The sequence below is a fragment of the Actinoplanes sp. NPDC049265 genome, assembly GCF_043197135.1.
GTDB lineage: Bacteria > Actinomycetota > Actinomycetes > Mycobacteriales > Micromonosporaceae > Actinoplanes.
On the sequence record NZ_JBICSP010000003.1, the window covers coordinates 355,279 to 368,447 of the forward strand.

The window sequence follows — 13,169 nt, forward strand, 5'->3', positions numbered from 1 at the left end:
GCGATGGCGGAATGCGCAACGGCCGGCGAGCGTCTGCTCGCCGGCCGCCGCTCTCGCGGTTCTCGTTACTTCTGGGCCGCGACCTCGTACAGCTTCTCCGGGGCGACCGCGCCGACCAGGATCCGGCCGTCATCGGTCAGCAGAGCGGTGAACAGGGTGCTCTGCAACAGGTGCCCGGAGCCCCACGAACCCTTGACCGCCGGCAGGCTCTTCAGCACACCGTCGAGAGCCTGGGCCTCCTGGCCCGCGCCCTTCGCGTCGGTCTTCGGGGCCTTGGCGACGAACACCGACGTCCAGCCCTTGCCGACCACCTTGTTGCCGGTCAGCTCCTTCTTCGGGGCCAGGGCGCCGTGCTGCTTCTTGGCCTCCTCGGCCCGCTTCTCGGCGTCGGCCTTCAGCTTCTCCGGCGTCTGCGTCTCCACCTTGGCCCCCGGCGGCGGGTTGAAGGTGAACTGCTCGGCGGCCGGCTTGGTGAAGCTGATCTGCTGGAACGCCACCCGGACGGCCGGGTTGTTGGCGTCCTTGGCGTACACGTCGACCCGCAGCGGGATGTGCTCCTTGGCGTCGATGGCCAGGCGCACCTGCCCGATCAGCGAGGCCGTGTCCTTGGGCGCCAGCACCAGCTCGTACGCGTCCCGCCCGGCCACCTCGGCGGCACCGGTCGTGCTGACCGCCGTGGTCGGGTCGATCGCCTTGAGCGCGGCGTCGGCTGCCTCCTGCGGCGTCGACGGCACCACGCCGGCCGGCGGCGTGTGCCCCGGCTTGCCGGTCTTGTCGGCCGGGATCGTCAGGTGCTCGGCGGTGTTGCCGGCGCTCCGCCAGATCCACACGTCCTTGCCGTTGCGGATCACGTCGGTCTGGCCGAGTACGCCCTGGATGGCGATGCGGGCCTGCTCCTCGCCGGCGTACCAGACCCGCGCGGTGTTGCTGCCCGCGATCAGCTTGGTCAGTTCGTCACCCTGGCCGGTCACGCCCGGCACCGACGGCAGCCCGAGGTCGGCGGTCTGCACGATCGTTCCGGACAGCCCGTCCACCTTCGCGTTCTGCACATCCACCAGCAGCTGCGCCGCACTACGCGGCGGCAGACCGGGGTCCGCGCTGGCGATGATGGTCCCGGCGGCCGCGCCGCCCCCGATCACCATGACCGCCGCGGCCGACGGCACCAGCCAGCGCAGAGCAGGCCTGGACCTGAACACGTTCACTACGTCCACCTCCCGTTGTCCTGCCACCACCATGCTCTGTGAGGCCTGTGACCGCGCTGAGAAGGTCCCCTAGGGGGTGCTTCGGGCATGACAGAGTTGTCACGTGCGGTTGCTGGTGGTGGAGGACGAGGAGCGGCTGGCCGCGGCGTTGCGCCGGGGGCTGATGGCCGAGGGTTTCGCGGTGGACGTCGCCGCCGACGGCCAGGACGGGCTGGAGATGGCCCGGCACGGCGGGTACGACGCGATGATCCTCGACATCATGCTGCCCCGGCTCTCCGGGTACCGGGTGGTGCGGCAGCTGCGGGCGGAACGGCAGTGGCTGCCGGTGCTCATGCTCTCGGCCAAGGACGGCGAGTACGACCAGGCCGACGGGCTCGACTGCGGCGCCGACGACTACCTGACCAAACCCTTCTCGTACGTGGTGCTGCTGGCCCGCCTGCGCGCCCTGCTGCGCCGGGGCGGCCGGGAACGCCCGGTGGTGCTGACCCACGGCGACGTCGAGCTCGACCCGGCCGAGCGCCGGGTGACAGTGGCCGGCGCCGAGGTGGCCCTCACCGCCCGCGAGTTCGCCCTCCTGGAATATCTGATCCGGCACCCCGGCCAGGTCGTCTCCAAGACCGAGCTGCTCGACCACGTGTGGGACGCGGCGCTGGAGACCGCCCCGAACGCCGTCGAGGTCTACGTCGGCTATCTGCGCCGCAAGATCGGCCGCGACCGTCTGGAGACCGTGCGCGGGGCCGGCTACCGTCTCGCGGCGGCGCCGGTATGACTCGCGGCGCCTTCCTCCGCGGCTTTTCTCGCGGTCGCGTTCCTCGCGGTGGCGCCGTTCGCCGTGGCGTCCCTCGTGGTGGCGCCGTTCGCGGTGGCGTCCTTCGCGGTGGCGTCCCTCGTGGTGACGCCGTTCGCGGTGGCGTCCTTCGCGGTGGCGTCCTGATCTGCTCCGGCGCATGAAGTGGTTCCGGCGGCGCTCGCTGCGGGCCCGGCTCACCGGCGTCTCGGTCGCCGCCCTGGCCGCCGGCCTGGTCGCCGGTGGGCTGGCGCTGATCGCGGTGCTCAACTTCGCGCTGCTGCGCAGCATCAACCAGGACGCGCTGGCCACCGCCCGCGCGGTCGCCGACCTGGTCGAACAGAACGCGCTCAGCGACCCGATCCCGGCCACGGTGGGCGTGCAGGTGCAGGTCGTCGACGCCGAGGATCGGGTACGCGCGGTGAGCGCGACCGCCGACCGGCTGACCCCGATCCTCTACCCCGACGAGCTCAAGAGCCTGCCCAACGGCCGGGGCACGGTGATCGCCGGCGACCGGATCGGGGTGGACGGCGCGGTGCGCGTGGTCGTCGTCGACGCGCGGCAGGGTGCCGAGACGGTGCACGTCCTGGTCGCCCGCAGCACCGCCGACGTGACCGCCGGCATCCGGCTGCTGCGGATCACCCTGCTGGTCGTGTTCCCCCTGCTGGTGCTCGTCCTCACGGTGGTGTCGTGGCAGGTGGTGGGCGCCGCCCTCAACCCGGTCGAGGCGTTGCGGTCGGGCGCCGAGGAGATCACCGGCGGGGCCCGGTCCGACCGCCTGCCCGTGCCCGACTCCCGCGACGAGATCCACCGGCTCGCGGTCACCCTCAACGACATGCTCCGCCGCCTCGACGCGTCCCGGGCCCGGCAACGTGCCTTCGTCGCCGACGCCGCGCACGAGCTGCGCAGCCCGCTGACCACGATGCGGACCGAACTGGAGGTTGCGCAGCGGCTGCCCGACGACACCGACTGGCCGGCCCTCTCGGCCGACCTGCTCACCGACGTCGAACGGCTCAGCCGGCTGGTCGACGACCTGCTGCTGCTGGCCCGGGCCGACGACGCCGCCACCCGCCCGGCCGTACGCTTCGTCTCCGTCGACCTTTCCGAGGTGCTCGCCGGTGTCGTCTCCCGCTATCCCTCGGTGACCTCGTCCCTCCCGCCCTCGGTGGTCGTGACCGGTGATCCCGACTCGCTGAGCCGCGTGGTGGCCAACCTCCTCGACAACGCCGTACGCCACTCGGCCTCCTCGGTGACGCTGACCCTGTCACCCGATGCCGTCATCACCGTGACCGACGACGGCCCGGGCATCCCGGCGGCCGACCGGGAGCGCGTGTTCGGGCGTTTCACCAGGCTGGACGACGCGCGGGCGCGGGACGCGGGCGGGTCCGGGCTGGGGCTGGCGATCGTCCGCGAACTGCTCCGCCAGCACCACGGGACCATTACCCTCGGTGACGCGTCGCCCGGTCTCCGGGTCGAGGTGCGGTTGCCGAAGTCGTAGGGAACTTTTCCGCGCCGGCCACCGACCAATGGCCGTACGTTCCATACGTCTGGAAGGCCGAGAGAAGATGACCTTGTTCAAGCGGGCCGCCGTGGTGGCCGTTTCGGTCGCCGCGCTCACCCTCGCGATCGCCGCCCCCGCGTCCGCGCACGTGACCGTGAGCTCGGCCAACGCCGCCCAGGGCGGGTACGCCAAGGCCACGTTCCGGGTGCCGAACGAGAGTGACACCGCGTCCACCACCAAGGTCGAGGTCACCCTGCCGATCCAGAACGCGCCGGTCGCCTCGGTGTCGATCAGGCCGGTGCCGGGCTGGACCGCCGCGGTCACCAAGAGCCCCCTGGCGAAGCCGCTCGACAACCACGGCACCCAGATCAAGGAGGCCGTCTCCAAGATCACCTGGACGGCGGCGGCCGACGCGGCCATCAAGCCCGGCCAGTTCCAGGAGTTCGACGTCTCGCTGGGCCCGCTGCCCGAGGTCGACCAGATGGTCTTCAAGACGCTGCAGACCTACTCCGACGGCAACGTGGTCCGCTGGATCGACGAGCCGGCCGCCGGTGGGGAAGAGCCGGAAAGCCCCGCCCCGGTCCTGAAGCTCGCCAAGGCCGCCCCCGAGGGTGGCGCCGCCCCCGCCGCCGCGTCCGGCCCGGCCGTCAGCGCGCAGGCCGCCCCGGCCGCCGAGACCTCGAATACCGGCACCGCCCTCGGGCTGGCCGGCCTCGCCCTGGGCGTGATCGCGCTGATCATCGCTCTGCTCGCCTTCCGCCGCGCCAGCACCCCCGCCGCGACCACCACCTCCACCACCCAGGAAAAGGTCCCGGCGGCCAAGTAGTACCTGGTCAGTGGTAGCCCGGCGCGGTGTCCGCGGAGCGGATGCCGCGCCGGGCCACCACCGGGCTGGGCAGTGGTAGGCGCGAGCGGCGGATACCGCGCTGGGCTTCCAGTGTGTTTGGCGGTGGTGGGCCGGCGCGGTCAGGAGGCGTAGCGCTTCTCGGCCCGGGCCCGCGCTTTGGCCGCCTCGACCACGCGGTCCTTCTTCGGGCCGACGTTGACCAGCTCGTCGAGCAGGTGCTCGGTGGCGTGCGCGACGGCGGCCACGGCCCGGTCGAAGGCCTCCTGGTTGCGGGAGCTCGGCTTGGTCGTGCCCGCGACCTTGCGCACGTACTGCAACGCGGCCGCGTGGGTCTCGTCCCGGGTCGCTGGCGGCTCGAAGTTGTTGAGCGGTCGAATGTTTCGGCACATGGGCCCGAGAGTAATCCCGCGACCCTTGATCCGTATGCTTCTCGTTTCCGTGTATCGACGTGACAGCTGTCGCGTGCCTTCACGAAGTCGGAGACCACCTTGTCCGCGGCACCATTCACACTCGCCGGCCGCTTCCGGCTGGTCCGTGTCCTCGGCGAGGGCGGCATGGGCCGGGTCTGGGCCGCCCAGGACCTCCTCCTCGGTCGCGAGGTCGCGGTCAAGGAGATGCTGCCACCGGGCGGCCTGAGCCCCCGCGACGTCGACCGGCTCCGCGAGCGGGTGTTGCGGGAGGCCCGCGCCATCGCCCGGGTCGACCACCCCAACGTGGTCCGGGTCATCGACGTCCTGCACGAGCGGGGCGAGCCGTGGATCGTGATGGAGCTGATCCCGTCCCGCTCGCTGTTCGACGTGGTCCGCGAGGACGGCCCGATGCCGCCGCGGCGGGTGGCCGAGATCGGGCTGGCCGTCCTCTCCGCGCTGCGCGCCGCGCACGCCGCCGGCCTGCTCCACCGCGACGTCAAGCCGGCCAACGTGCTGCTGGGCTTCGACGGCCGGGTGGTGCTCACCGACTTCGGCCTGGCCCTGCTGTCGGGGGACAGCTCGATGACCGCCACCGGCGCGGTCGTCGGGTCGCCGTCGTTCCTGGCCCCCGAGCGGATCCTCGACCAGCCGATCGGGCCGTCGGCCGACCTGTGGTCGCTCGGCGCCACGCTGTACGCCGCCGTCGAGGGCCGGCCCCCGTACTCCAAGTCGTCACCGATCGCGACGCTGGCCGCGGTGGCCGGCGAGGAGCCGCCCCGCCCGCCGGTCCGGGCCGGCGCCCTCGGCCCGGTGCTGGAGGGGCTGCTCCACAAGGACCCGGCCCACCGCGCCGACGCCGCGACCGCCGAGCGGATGCTGCGTGCGGTGGCTGCCGGGACGACACCGGCCCGTGCCCACGTCCGGCGGTCGTCGTCCGGGCGCCGATGGCTGCCGGTGCTGGCCGCCGTGCTGACCGCCGTCGTCGTGCTCGGGGTGGGGGCCGGGTTCGTGCTCCGGTCGCGTACGCAGCCCGCGGCGGACACGTCGGCCGCGCTCCTCCCGGTGTCCGAGGCCCCGGCCGTGGTGTCCGAACCGTCGGCACCCCCGACCGGGCCGGCGCCGGCCGAGGAGCCCACCGTCCCGTCGAGCCCGGCCCCGGCGGCGCCCGAGCAGCAATCGGCCCGCCCGGGCAAGACCACGAAACCACCGGCGGCGGCCACCGGCATCGACGCGAAGACCTGGTACAGGCTGGTCAACCTGAAGACCGACAAGTGTGTCGACGTGCGGGGTGGCGTACCGGACGAGCACACCCCGGTCCAGCAGCTCACCTGTGGCACGGCCAAGGGCCAGCACTTCCAGCTGTTGCCGACCTCCGACGGCTTCCTGCGGATCGCCAGCCGGCTGGACACCCTGAAGAGCCTGGACGTCGTCGAGCAGGCGCCCAACGACTTCGCCAAGATCCAGCTCTGGCCCTACAACGGCCGGCAGCAGTGGCGGGCGGTCGCCGAGAACGGCGGTCACTACCACTTCGTCAACAAGTTCAGTGACAAGTGCCTGGACATCCCCAACGGCGACGCGGCCGAGGAACTCCAGCTCGACCAGTTCAGCTGCAACGGCACCGGGGCGCAGAGCTTTCGGCTGGAGAAGGCGTCGCCGAACTAGACTCGTCTCATGGTGCACCGGTACGAGTCGGCCATCGATCGGCAGTTGCGTGAGGCTCAGGAGCGCGGCGAGTTCGAGAACCTGCCCGGCGCCGGGAAACCGTTGCGCGGGGCGGGCGGCGAGTACGACGAGGACTGGTGGGTCAAGGACTGGCTGCGGCGGGAGGGCGCCGGGTCGGGGGTGCTGCCGCCGACGCTGGCGCTGCGGCGGGAACGCGAGGATCTCAACCGTGAGATCGACCGCCGGCCGTCGGAGCAGGCGGTTCGCGAGTACGTGGAGGCCCTGAACGAGCAGATCGGCAAGGCTCGGGTCGGGTTGCTGGACGGGCCGCCGACGCTGCTCCCGCCGATCGACGCCGAGAAGGCCGTCGCGGGGTGGCGGGAGCGAAAGGGACTCACCGGGTCTCGGTGATCTTCAGCGGTTTGCCGGTCAGGACGTCGCTGCGTACGAACGAGAGGTCGATCTTGACGTCGGTGAACACGAGCTTCGGCAGGGTGAGCGGCGGAGGCTGGTCCGGCGTGAAGGTGACCGGGATGATGCCGAAGAGCTTGCCCTCGAACTTCGGGGTGTAGAACTTGACGTTGCCGGTCGTGGTCAGGGTGCCGGCGTCGATCACCGTGGTGTGGCCGCCGGGCTCCTGGATGGTCAGCTTGAACGGTGTGGTCTCCGACTTGCGCATGCTGAACTTGAGGACCCGCTTCTTGCCGGTGGCGGTGTCCAGGGTGGTCACGCCGTCGTAGGTCGAGTCGTACATGGTCAGCTTGTCGCCCTCCATCAGGCCGCCGACGATCGCGGCCGGGGGGAGGTCGCCGGGATCGGCCGTCTTGTCGAGGACGCGTGGGCCGAGGCAGGGGATGTCGTCGTTCTTGGGCTTCGGCGTGCCGGGCTCGGCCGGATCGACGCCGGGCTTGGTGGGCTTGGTGGACTCGCCTGGCTTGGTCGGTGGGCCCGGCTTGGTCGGCTGGTCGGCCGGGGCGGAGGCGCTGGGGGAGGGGGACGGGGACTCGTCGTCGCCGCCTCCGAAGAGTTCGCCGACGCCGTCGACGAAGTCGTTCCAGCCGTCGACGATCGGGTTGCCGGTGTCGTCGCCCTTCTTCGAGTCGGTGCTCCGGGCCGGCTCGGGGGTCTTCTTGGCGGAGGGATCCGGCTTCTTGGTGAGGGCCGGCCGCTGCACCTTTTCCGGCCTGTCGGATTTGTCGGGCGAGGGGGTCGTGGTTCGGGACGGCATGCCCTTGGGACAGGCGGGCTCGGCCTGGGCCGGTCGGGGAGCGTGGGCGGCCAGGACCAGCGAGAGGCCGACGGCGAGTGGGACCGCGAGGATCGCCAGCGCCTTCCTCCCCGGATCAGCGAAAGGGGGCGGCTCCTGGGCGGCCGGGCGAAGATCCGTTGTCGCGGCCGCGTCGGGAGAAGCGGCGTCGCGAGGGGCGGCGTCGCGAGGGGCGGCGTCAGGGGCGGAAGAAGTCGCGTCGCGGGGGGAAGAAGTCGCTTCCGGGGAAGGAGCGGCGGACGCGGGGGCCGGGGTCCAGGCGATCACCAGGGCGCCGCCGGCGATGCCGAGGAGCATGCCGACGCCGAAGCCGCCCAGGTTGAGCCCGATCAGCGAGTACACCGAGGTGAGCAGGCCGATGACGGCGTAGAACAGGCGTTGCGCGGGAGTGAACCAGACCAGCAGCCCGCACAGCAGCAGCATCAGCGGCAGCAGGTAGGACAGGAAGCCCTCCTGCCCGAAGTGGACCTGCATCGCCTCGAGCGTCAGGTTGGCGCTGAGGAACAGCACCGCGGCCGACAGCACCATGAGCAGCCCGCCCCAGAACGGCCGGACCCGGCGCCAGCCGCCGAAGCGTCGCCAGAGTTCGCTGGCCTTCACCTCAGAAGCATTCCTTCGGCGCGGAGCCGAAGTTGAGCTTCAGGTTGAGGCCGGTCAGCTTGAACGTGCCGGCCGTGGTGGACACCGCGGTCTGCTTCAGGCCGTCGATCAGGATCTTGTCGGACTGCTGGCCGAAGCTGCCGGTCTCGCCCTTGGCGTCGGCGCCGCCCTTGGTCAGGGTGCCCGCGTCCTGACCGATGTTGATGTTGGTGAAGGTGGCGTCGCCGGACAGATCCTTCATGCCGATCAGCAGGTTGGTGGCCTCGGCGGGCTGGCCCTTCTCGGTGCCGGCGGTGATGGTGAGGCTCATCGGGGAGTCCTTGACGTGCACCGACTGGCACAGATTGGTCAGCTCGGCGTTGGCGATGCCGGACATGGAGACCGGGATCTGCTTGCCCGAGGCGTCCTTGACCACGCCGCCGTACTGGGAGAAGCCGGTGCCGTCGAGCCGGTCGGCCGAGATCTTGAAGTCCTGGCCGGAGACGGCGAAGCTGGCCGCGAGCGCACCCTGGGACATCATCACGAGCAGGCCGCCGGCGGCGACGACGGGTACGCCCGCCGCGAGCGCGAACCTGCGCCAGTTGGTACGTCCAGAAACCGCAGCGGTCACGGTGGAGCCTCTCTCAAAGCGGGGGAACTTCGATGGACCGACACTTTGCTCCGCCGTGGCCCCGGTCACAACCGGTGAGATTACCGGCGGGTAACCAGAACACCCCCGTTAGGCGTTACCGAGCGTCACAGACACCGGTTGCGTGTCCGATTTGCCGCGAAAACCTATCACGGGTCGTGAAGATCGGCACCGATGTCACGAATCGATAACGAAACCCCTCGGCCGCCCAGATTTCACATGATGCGCAGGCCCGCACGATGCTCAACAGCGGCGTACCGCTGCCGAAGTGATGAAGGTGACGACGACCACCCACGAGCTGCTGCGGCTCGAGGCCCTCCACGAGTACGGGATCCTCGACGCACCGGCCGGCGACGAGCTCGAGGCCGTCGTCCGGGTGGCCGCCCTGGTGGCCGGCAAACCGTTCGCCACCCTCAACCTGATCGACGAGAACCGGCAGTGCCAGCTCACCACCATCGGCTTCGAGGGCGGCGTCTCCCGGCGCAGCGACTCGATGTGCGCGATCAAGTTCGAGGCCGGCGACTTCGTCTGGGTGCCCGACGCCAGCACCGACGCCACCTATCGCCTCAACCCGTGGGTGACCGGCGCGCTGGCCGAGGTCCGCTTCTACGCCTCGGCGCCGCTGATCACGCCCCAGGGGCACGCGCTGGGCAGCCTGTGCATCTTCGACACCGCGCCCGGCGTACTCGACGAGCAGCAGATCGCCCGGCTGAAGGACCTGGCCGGGGTGATCCTGGCGCTGTTCGAACGGCGCCGCCAGGCCCGCCTGAACGCCGAGCTGCTGGCCGAGTCCGAGCGGCAGCACCAGGCGCTCAAGGAGGCGCACGAGGACCTGGCCGCGGCCAACGCCGAGCTGCGGCGCTCCAACACCGAGCTGGAGCAGTTCGCCGGGGTGGTCAGCCACGACCTGGCCGCGCCGCTCGGGGTGGTCAACGGCTACCTGGAACTGCTCGGCGACGAACAGCCCGAGAACAGCGTCGCCCGATCGTGGGTCAGCTCGGCCACCCGGGCCGTCGGCCGCATGCAGCACCTGATCAGCGACCTGCTGTCGTACGCGCAGGCCGGCAGCGGGCCGTGCCGTTCGGCCCCGGTCGGCCTGGGCGACCTGGCCGTCCTCGCCGTCACCGACCTGCGCGCGTCCATCGACCAGGCCGACGCCGAGGTGATCGTCCCGCCCGGCCTGCCCGAGGTGTACGGCGACGCCACGCTGATCCGCCAGCTACTGCAGAACCTGATCGGCAACGCGGTCAAGTACCGTCACCCCGAGCGGCGCCCGCATGTCGAGGTGAGCGCCGACCGCGACGACGACGGCTGGGTCGTGGCGGTCGCCGACAACGGCCGGGGCATCCCGCCGGAGCACCGGGCGCGGGTCTTCGAGATGTTCACCCGGGTCGACCGGACCCCGGCCGGGCACGGCGTCGGCCTGAGCACCTGCCAGCGCATCGCCGAACGGCACGGCGGCCGGATCTGGGCCGAAGGCAACGCGGGCGGCGGTACGACCATCTCCTTCACGTTGCCGGACGCGTGACCATGGTGCGCAGCATGACGGCCCGGGTCGGCGCCGGGATCGCCGTCCTCCTGGCCCTCTTCCTCGCCCTGGTGCTGGTCCAGCTGGTCGTCGGGGACCGCCTGCAGGCCACACAGCAGCTCCACGCCGAGCAACTGGGTGACGCGCGCACCGCCAACAAGGCCGTGCTGCAGAACATGACCGACGCCGAGACCGGGGTACGCGGCTTCCAGCTCACCGGCGACCCCACCTTCCTGGACCCGTACAAGTCCGGGAAGGTGGCCGCGTTCGTCGCCTTCGACCACGTCGCCGAGCTGTCCACGGATCCGGAGGTACGGCGCTGGCTGACCGCCGAGCGGGCGGCCGCCGCGCACTGGCTCTACGCGTACGCCACACCGATCGTCAACGCCGGCGTCCCGGACGGGAACGAGACGCTGACCGCCCGGGGCAAGACCTCGTTCGACCGGTTCCGAGTGGCCAACGCGTCGGTCGAGGACGCGCTGCGGGCCCAGCAGCAGGCCGTGGCCGCGGCCGACCGGTCCCGGATCCGTGGCGTCCAGCTGCTCTTCGGTGGTCTGGCCATCACCTTCCTCGCCCTCGCGATGATCATGGCCGCGGTGCACCAGCGCCGCCTCCTCGCTCCGCTCGAGCACATCCGGCGCACCCTTGAGCGGCTCGCCGCCGGCGACCGGTCGGCCCGGGCCGTTCCGTCTGGTACGGCCGAACTACGCGCCGTCATCGGGACGGTGAACGACCTGGCCGCCGAGACCGAACGCCTGCTCGCCGCCGAACAGGCCCGCGGCGTGCGCAACGAACTCCGTCAGCAGGTGTCGGCCGAGCTCCGGCGCGACCCGGACCTCAAGGCGACCGCCCTGCGCGTGGCCGAGACGATGGCCGCCGCGTTCGGGGCCGACGCCGTGCACGCGCGGGTCACGATCGCCCCGGGCACCGCGGTCAACGTCCGCTGGCCGTCCGGCGCCACCCCGCTCGGCCCGGCCACGGTCGCCACGGTGGTCGAGAATCCGCCCGGTGTGCCGGTCGTCGTCGCCGACGTGCCCGGCGGCGTCGCCGTCCCGCTGCCCGGTGACGACGAGTGCCCGGCCGGGCTGCTGCTGCTGGCCCGGGCCGGCCGCCCGGAGTGGGGCGAGGAGGAGCGGCGCCTGCTCGCCGCGCTGGCCCGAGAGATCGAGCACGCGGTACGCCAGCAACGCCTGCACGTGCGCCAGACCCGCCTGATCGGCGAACTGCGGGCCCTGGACGAGCGCAAGGACGCCTTCGTGGCGACCGTGACGCACGAGCTGCGGACCCCGCTGACCAGCATTCTGGGCTACACCGAGATGCTCACCGACGACGACGAGGACCTGACCCCGCCGCAGCGGCGCGGCCTCGACGCGATCCTGCGCAACGCCCTGCGACTGCAGGACACCGTCGCCGACCTGCTGCTGCTCGACCCCGGGGCGCAGCGGGCGGCCGAGCCGGCCGTACCGGTGGACCTGGCCGAGCTCATCACCGCCGTGGTGGCCGACGTGACCCCCGCCGCGACGGCGAAGGGCCTGGTCCTGACCGTGGAGGCGGCGCCGGCACGGGTGACCGGAGAGACCGCCCGGCTGGACCACGCGGTGCGTAACCTGCTCGACAACGCGGTCAAGTTCACGCCGGCCGGCGGCCGGATCCACTGCCGGATCGCCACCGACCGCGACGTCGCCACGGTCGAGGTCAGCGACACCGGCATCGGGGTGCCCGCCGACGACCTGCCCGGCCTGTTCACGCCGTTCCACCGGGGCGGCAACGCGATGGACCAGGCCGTGCAGGGTTCCGGGCTGGGGCTGGCCATCGTGCACACCATCGTGACCGAGCACGGTGGCGCGGTCTCCGTACGCTCCGCCGTCGGCCGGGGAAGCACCTTCACCGTGCGTATCCCGCGGCTCGCCGAAGAAATTTCCCCGGCCGAACGGGAACCGATCGGGCCGGTGGCTGCGAACCAGTAGCAGACAGGTCGTCTGTTCCCGGGGAGAGTCATGAAGCGCATGAGCCCGTTGGCCATCCTGCTGGCCGGCATCAGCGTCGCCGCGGTCATGCTCGGCGCCGGCTGGCAGTGGAACCGCATCTTCGCCCCCGGCTCCGCTCCCCGTGCTGACGTGGTGGCGGCCGCGTCGCGCGGCCCGGAGGTTCCCGGCGAGGGCGCGGACCCGGTCCCCGAGGACAGCGCCACCCCGCCCACCGGCAACGGGGGAGAGGCGCCGCCGGTGGCCCGGGAACCGGTCGCGCGGCAGGCCCTGACCGGCACCTGGGCCGGGCACCTCAAGGAGGGTTCGCTGGCCGTCGCGGCCAAGAACGGCGCGGCCATCGCCTATCTCTGCGACGGCGACAAGCTCGAGGCCTGGCTGACCGGCACGGCCGTCGACGGGCGGCTCGAGCTCAAGGGCGACGACGGGTCGACGCTGACCGGTACGGCCGACAAGAAGCAGGCCACCGGCACGGTCACGGTCGGCGGCAAGGCCCGCGACTTCACCATCGAGGTCGCGAAGAAGCCGTCCGGGCTGTACCGCTTCGCCAGCCGGGTCCGCGGCGCCAAGATCGTCGGGGGCTGGATCGTGCTGAAGGACGGCCGCCAGGTCGGCCTGGCCAAGGTCAACGGGCAGGTGGTCAAGCCGTCCACGATCGACGTCACCACCGGGCGGGCCACGGTCGGCGCCGAGACGGTCACAGCGGTCCCGGCCGAGGACACGACGTCATGACCGGCCCCGCGTCCGCCGTT

At 71.9% G+C, this 13,169-nt stretch carries 12 protein-coding genes; 8 read left to right on the forward strand and 4 right to left on the reverse strand.

What is annotated here, in order from left to right:
* Positions 1–65 precede the first annotated feature (65 nt).
* Positions 66–1,202: an outer membrane lipoprotein carrier protein LolA gene (locus ACGFIO_RS11475; protein WP_392825176.1), complete on the reverse strand. Its 1,137-nt coding sequence runs from the start codon at positions 1,200–1,202 to the stop codon at positions 66–68.
* A gap of 103 nt (positions 1,203–1,305) precedes the next feature.
* On the opposite strand from ACGFIO_RS11475, the gene ACGFIO_RS11480 reads away from it, so the two are divergent.
* The 3 genes from ACGFIO_RS11480 to ACGFIO_RS11490 all read left to right on the forward strand — a co-directional run bounded on the left by ACGFIO_RS11480 (position 1,306) and on the right by ACGFIO_RS11490 (position 4,316).
* A complete protein-coding gene (locus ACGFIO_RS11480; protein ID WP_392825178.1) occupies positions 1,306–1,971 on the forward strand; it encodes a response regulator transcription factor in 666 nt (221 codons plus the stop codon).
* 178 nt (positions 1,972–2,149) lie between these two features.
* Positions 2,150–3,487, forward strand: a complete 1,338-nt coding sequence (locus tag ACGFIO_RS11485; protein ID WP_392825180.1) for a sensor histidine kinase — start codon at positions 2,150–2,152, stop codon at positions 3,485–3,487.
* Between the two features lie 67 nt (positions 3,488–3,554).
* Positions 3,555–4,316 carry a YcnI family protein gene (locus ACGFIO_RS11490; protein WP_392825183.1) on the forward strand — a complete coding sequence of 254 codons (762 nt, stop codon included), beginning with the start codon at positions 3,555–3,557 and terminating at the stop codon, positions 4,314–4,316.
* Positions 4,317–4,456: 140 nt separating this feature from the next.
* Here ACGFIO_RS11490 and ACGFIO_RS11495 read toward each other — a convergent pair whose 3' ends face one another.
* Positions 4,457–4,726, reverse strand: a complete 270-nt coding sequence (locus ACGFIO_RS11495) for a DUF2277 domain-containing protein (RefSeq protein ID WP_392825186.1) — start codon at positions 4,724–4,726, stop codon at positions 4,457–4,459.
* Positions 4,727–4,825: 99 nt separating this feature from the next.
* Here ACGFIO_RS11495 and ACGFIO_RS11500 point away from each other — a divergent pair, with 99 nt between their 5' ends.
* Together ACGFIO_RS11500 and ACGFIO_RS11505 are read left to right on the forward strand one after the other, a co-directional pair.
* A complete protein-coding gene (locus ACGFIO_RS11500; protein ID WP_392825188.1) occupies positions 4,826–6,409 on the forward strand; it encodes a protein kinase in 1,584 nt (527 codons plus the stop codon).
* A gap of 9 nt (positions 6,410–6,418) precedes the next feature.
* Entirely contained in the window at positions 6,419–6,820 is a 402-nt protein-coding gene (locus tag ACGFIO_RS11505; protein ID WP_392825190.1) for a DUF1992 domain-containing protein, read from the forward strand.
* On the opposite strand, the gene ACGFIO_RS11510 is transcribed toward ACGFIO_RS11505, so the two are convergent.
* Both ACGFIO_RS11510 and ACGFIO_RS11515 read right to left on the reverse strand, forming a co-directional pair.
* Complete coding sequence (locus tag ACGFIO_RS11510; RefSeq protein WP_392825193.1) at positions 6,804–8,276, reverse strand: DUF6114 domain-containing protein; 1,473 nt, start codon at positions 8,274–8,276, stop codon at positions 6,804–6,806. The two genes, ACGFIO_RS11505 and ACGFIO_RS11510, sit on opposite strands and share 17 nt — an antisense overlap.
* A 1-nt stretch (position 8,277) precedes the next feature.
* On the reverse strand, positions 8,278–8,886 hold the full coding sequence (locus ACGFIO_RS11515) for a DUF6230 family protein (RefSeq protein ID WP_392825195.1): 609 nt from the start codon (positions 8,884–8,886) through the stop codon (positions 8,278–8,280).
* Between the two features lie 289 nt (positions 8,887–9,175).
* Here ACGFIO_RS11515 and ACGFIO_RS11520 point away from each other — a divergent pair, with 289 nt between their 5' ends.
* From ACGFIO_RS11520 to ACGFIO_RS11530, 3 genes are read left to right on the forward strand one after another with little or no spacing between them, the layout of a single operon-like run.
* The gene (locus ACGFIO_RS11520) at positions 9,176–10,432 is read left to right on the forward strand and encodes an ATP-binding protein (protein ID WP_392825482.1); all 1,257 of its coding nucleotides are present in this window, start codon (positions 9,176–9,178) and stop codon (positions 10,430–10,432) included.
* 14 nt (positions 10,433–10,446) lie between these two features.
* Positions 10,447–12,399 (forward strand): ATP-binding protein, encoded by a 1,953-nt coding sequence (locus ACGFIO_RS11525; RefSeq protein ID WP_392825198.1) that lies wholly within the window; start codon positions 10,447–10,449, stop codon positions 12,397–12,399.
* Positions 12,400–12,429: 30 nt separating this feature from the next.
* Entirely contained in the window at positions 12,430–13,149 is a 720-nt protein-coding gene (locus ACGFIO_RS11530) for a hypothetical protein (protein ID WP_392825200.1), read from the forward strand.
* The last annotated feature ends 20 nt before the right edge of the window (positions 13,150–13,169 follow it).

Bases quoted from the DNA above. Each gene is read 5' to 3' on its own strand.
- ACGFIO_RS11495 (WP_392825186.1), bottom strand. From the start codon at position 4,726: ATGTGCCGAAACATTCGACCGCTCAACAACTTCGAGCCGCCAGCGACC.
- ACGFIO_RS11485 (WP_392825180.1), top strand. From the start codon at position 2,150: ATGAAGTGGTTCCGGCGGCGCTCGCTGCGGGCCCGGCTCACCGGCGTC.
- ACGFIO_RS11490 (WP_392825183.1), top strand. From the start codon at position 3,555: ATGACCTTGTTCAAGCGGGCCGCCGTGGTGGCCGTTTCGGTCGCCGCG.
- ACGFIO_RS11530 (WP_392825200.1), top strand. From the start codon at position 12,430: ATGAAGCGCATGAGCCCGTTGGCCATCCTGCTGGCCGGCATCAGCGTC.
- ACGFIO_RS11520 (WP_392825482.1), top strand. From the start codon at position 9,176: ATGAAGGTGACGACGACCACCCACGAGCTGCTGCGGCTCGAGGCCCTC.
- ACGFIO_RS11505 (WP_392825190.1), top strand. From the start codon at position 6,419: ATGGTGCACCGGTACGAGTCGGCCATCGATCGGCAGTTGCGTGAGGCT.
- ACGFIO_RS11525 (WP_392825198.1), top strand. From the start codon at position 10,447: ATGACGGCCCGGGTCGGCGCCGGGATCGCCGTCCTCCTGGCCCTCTTC.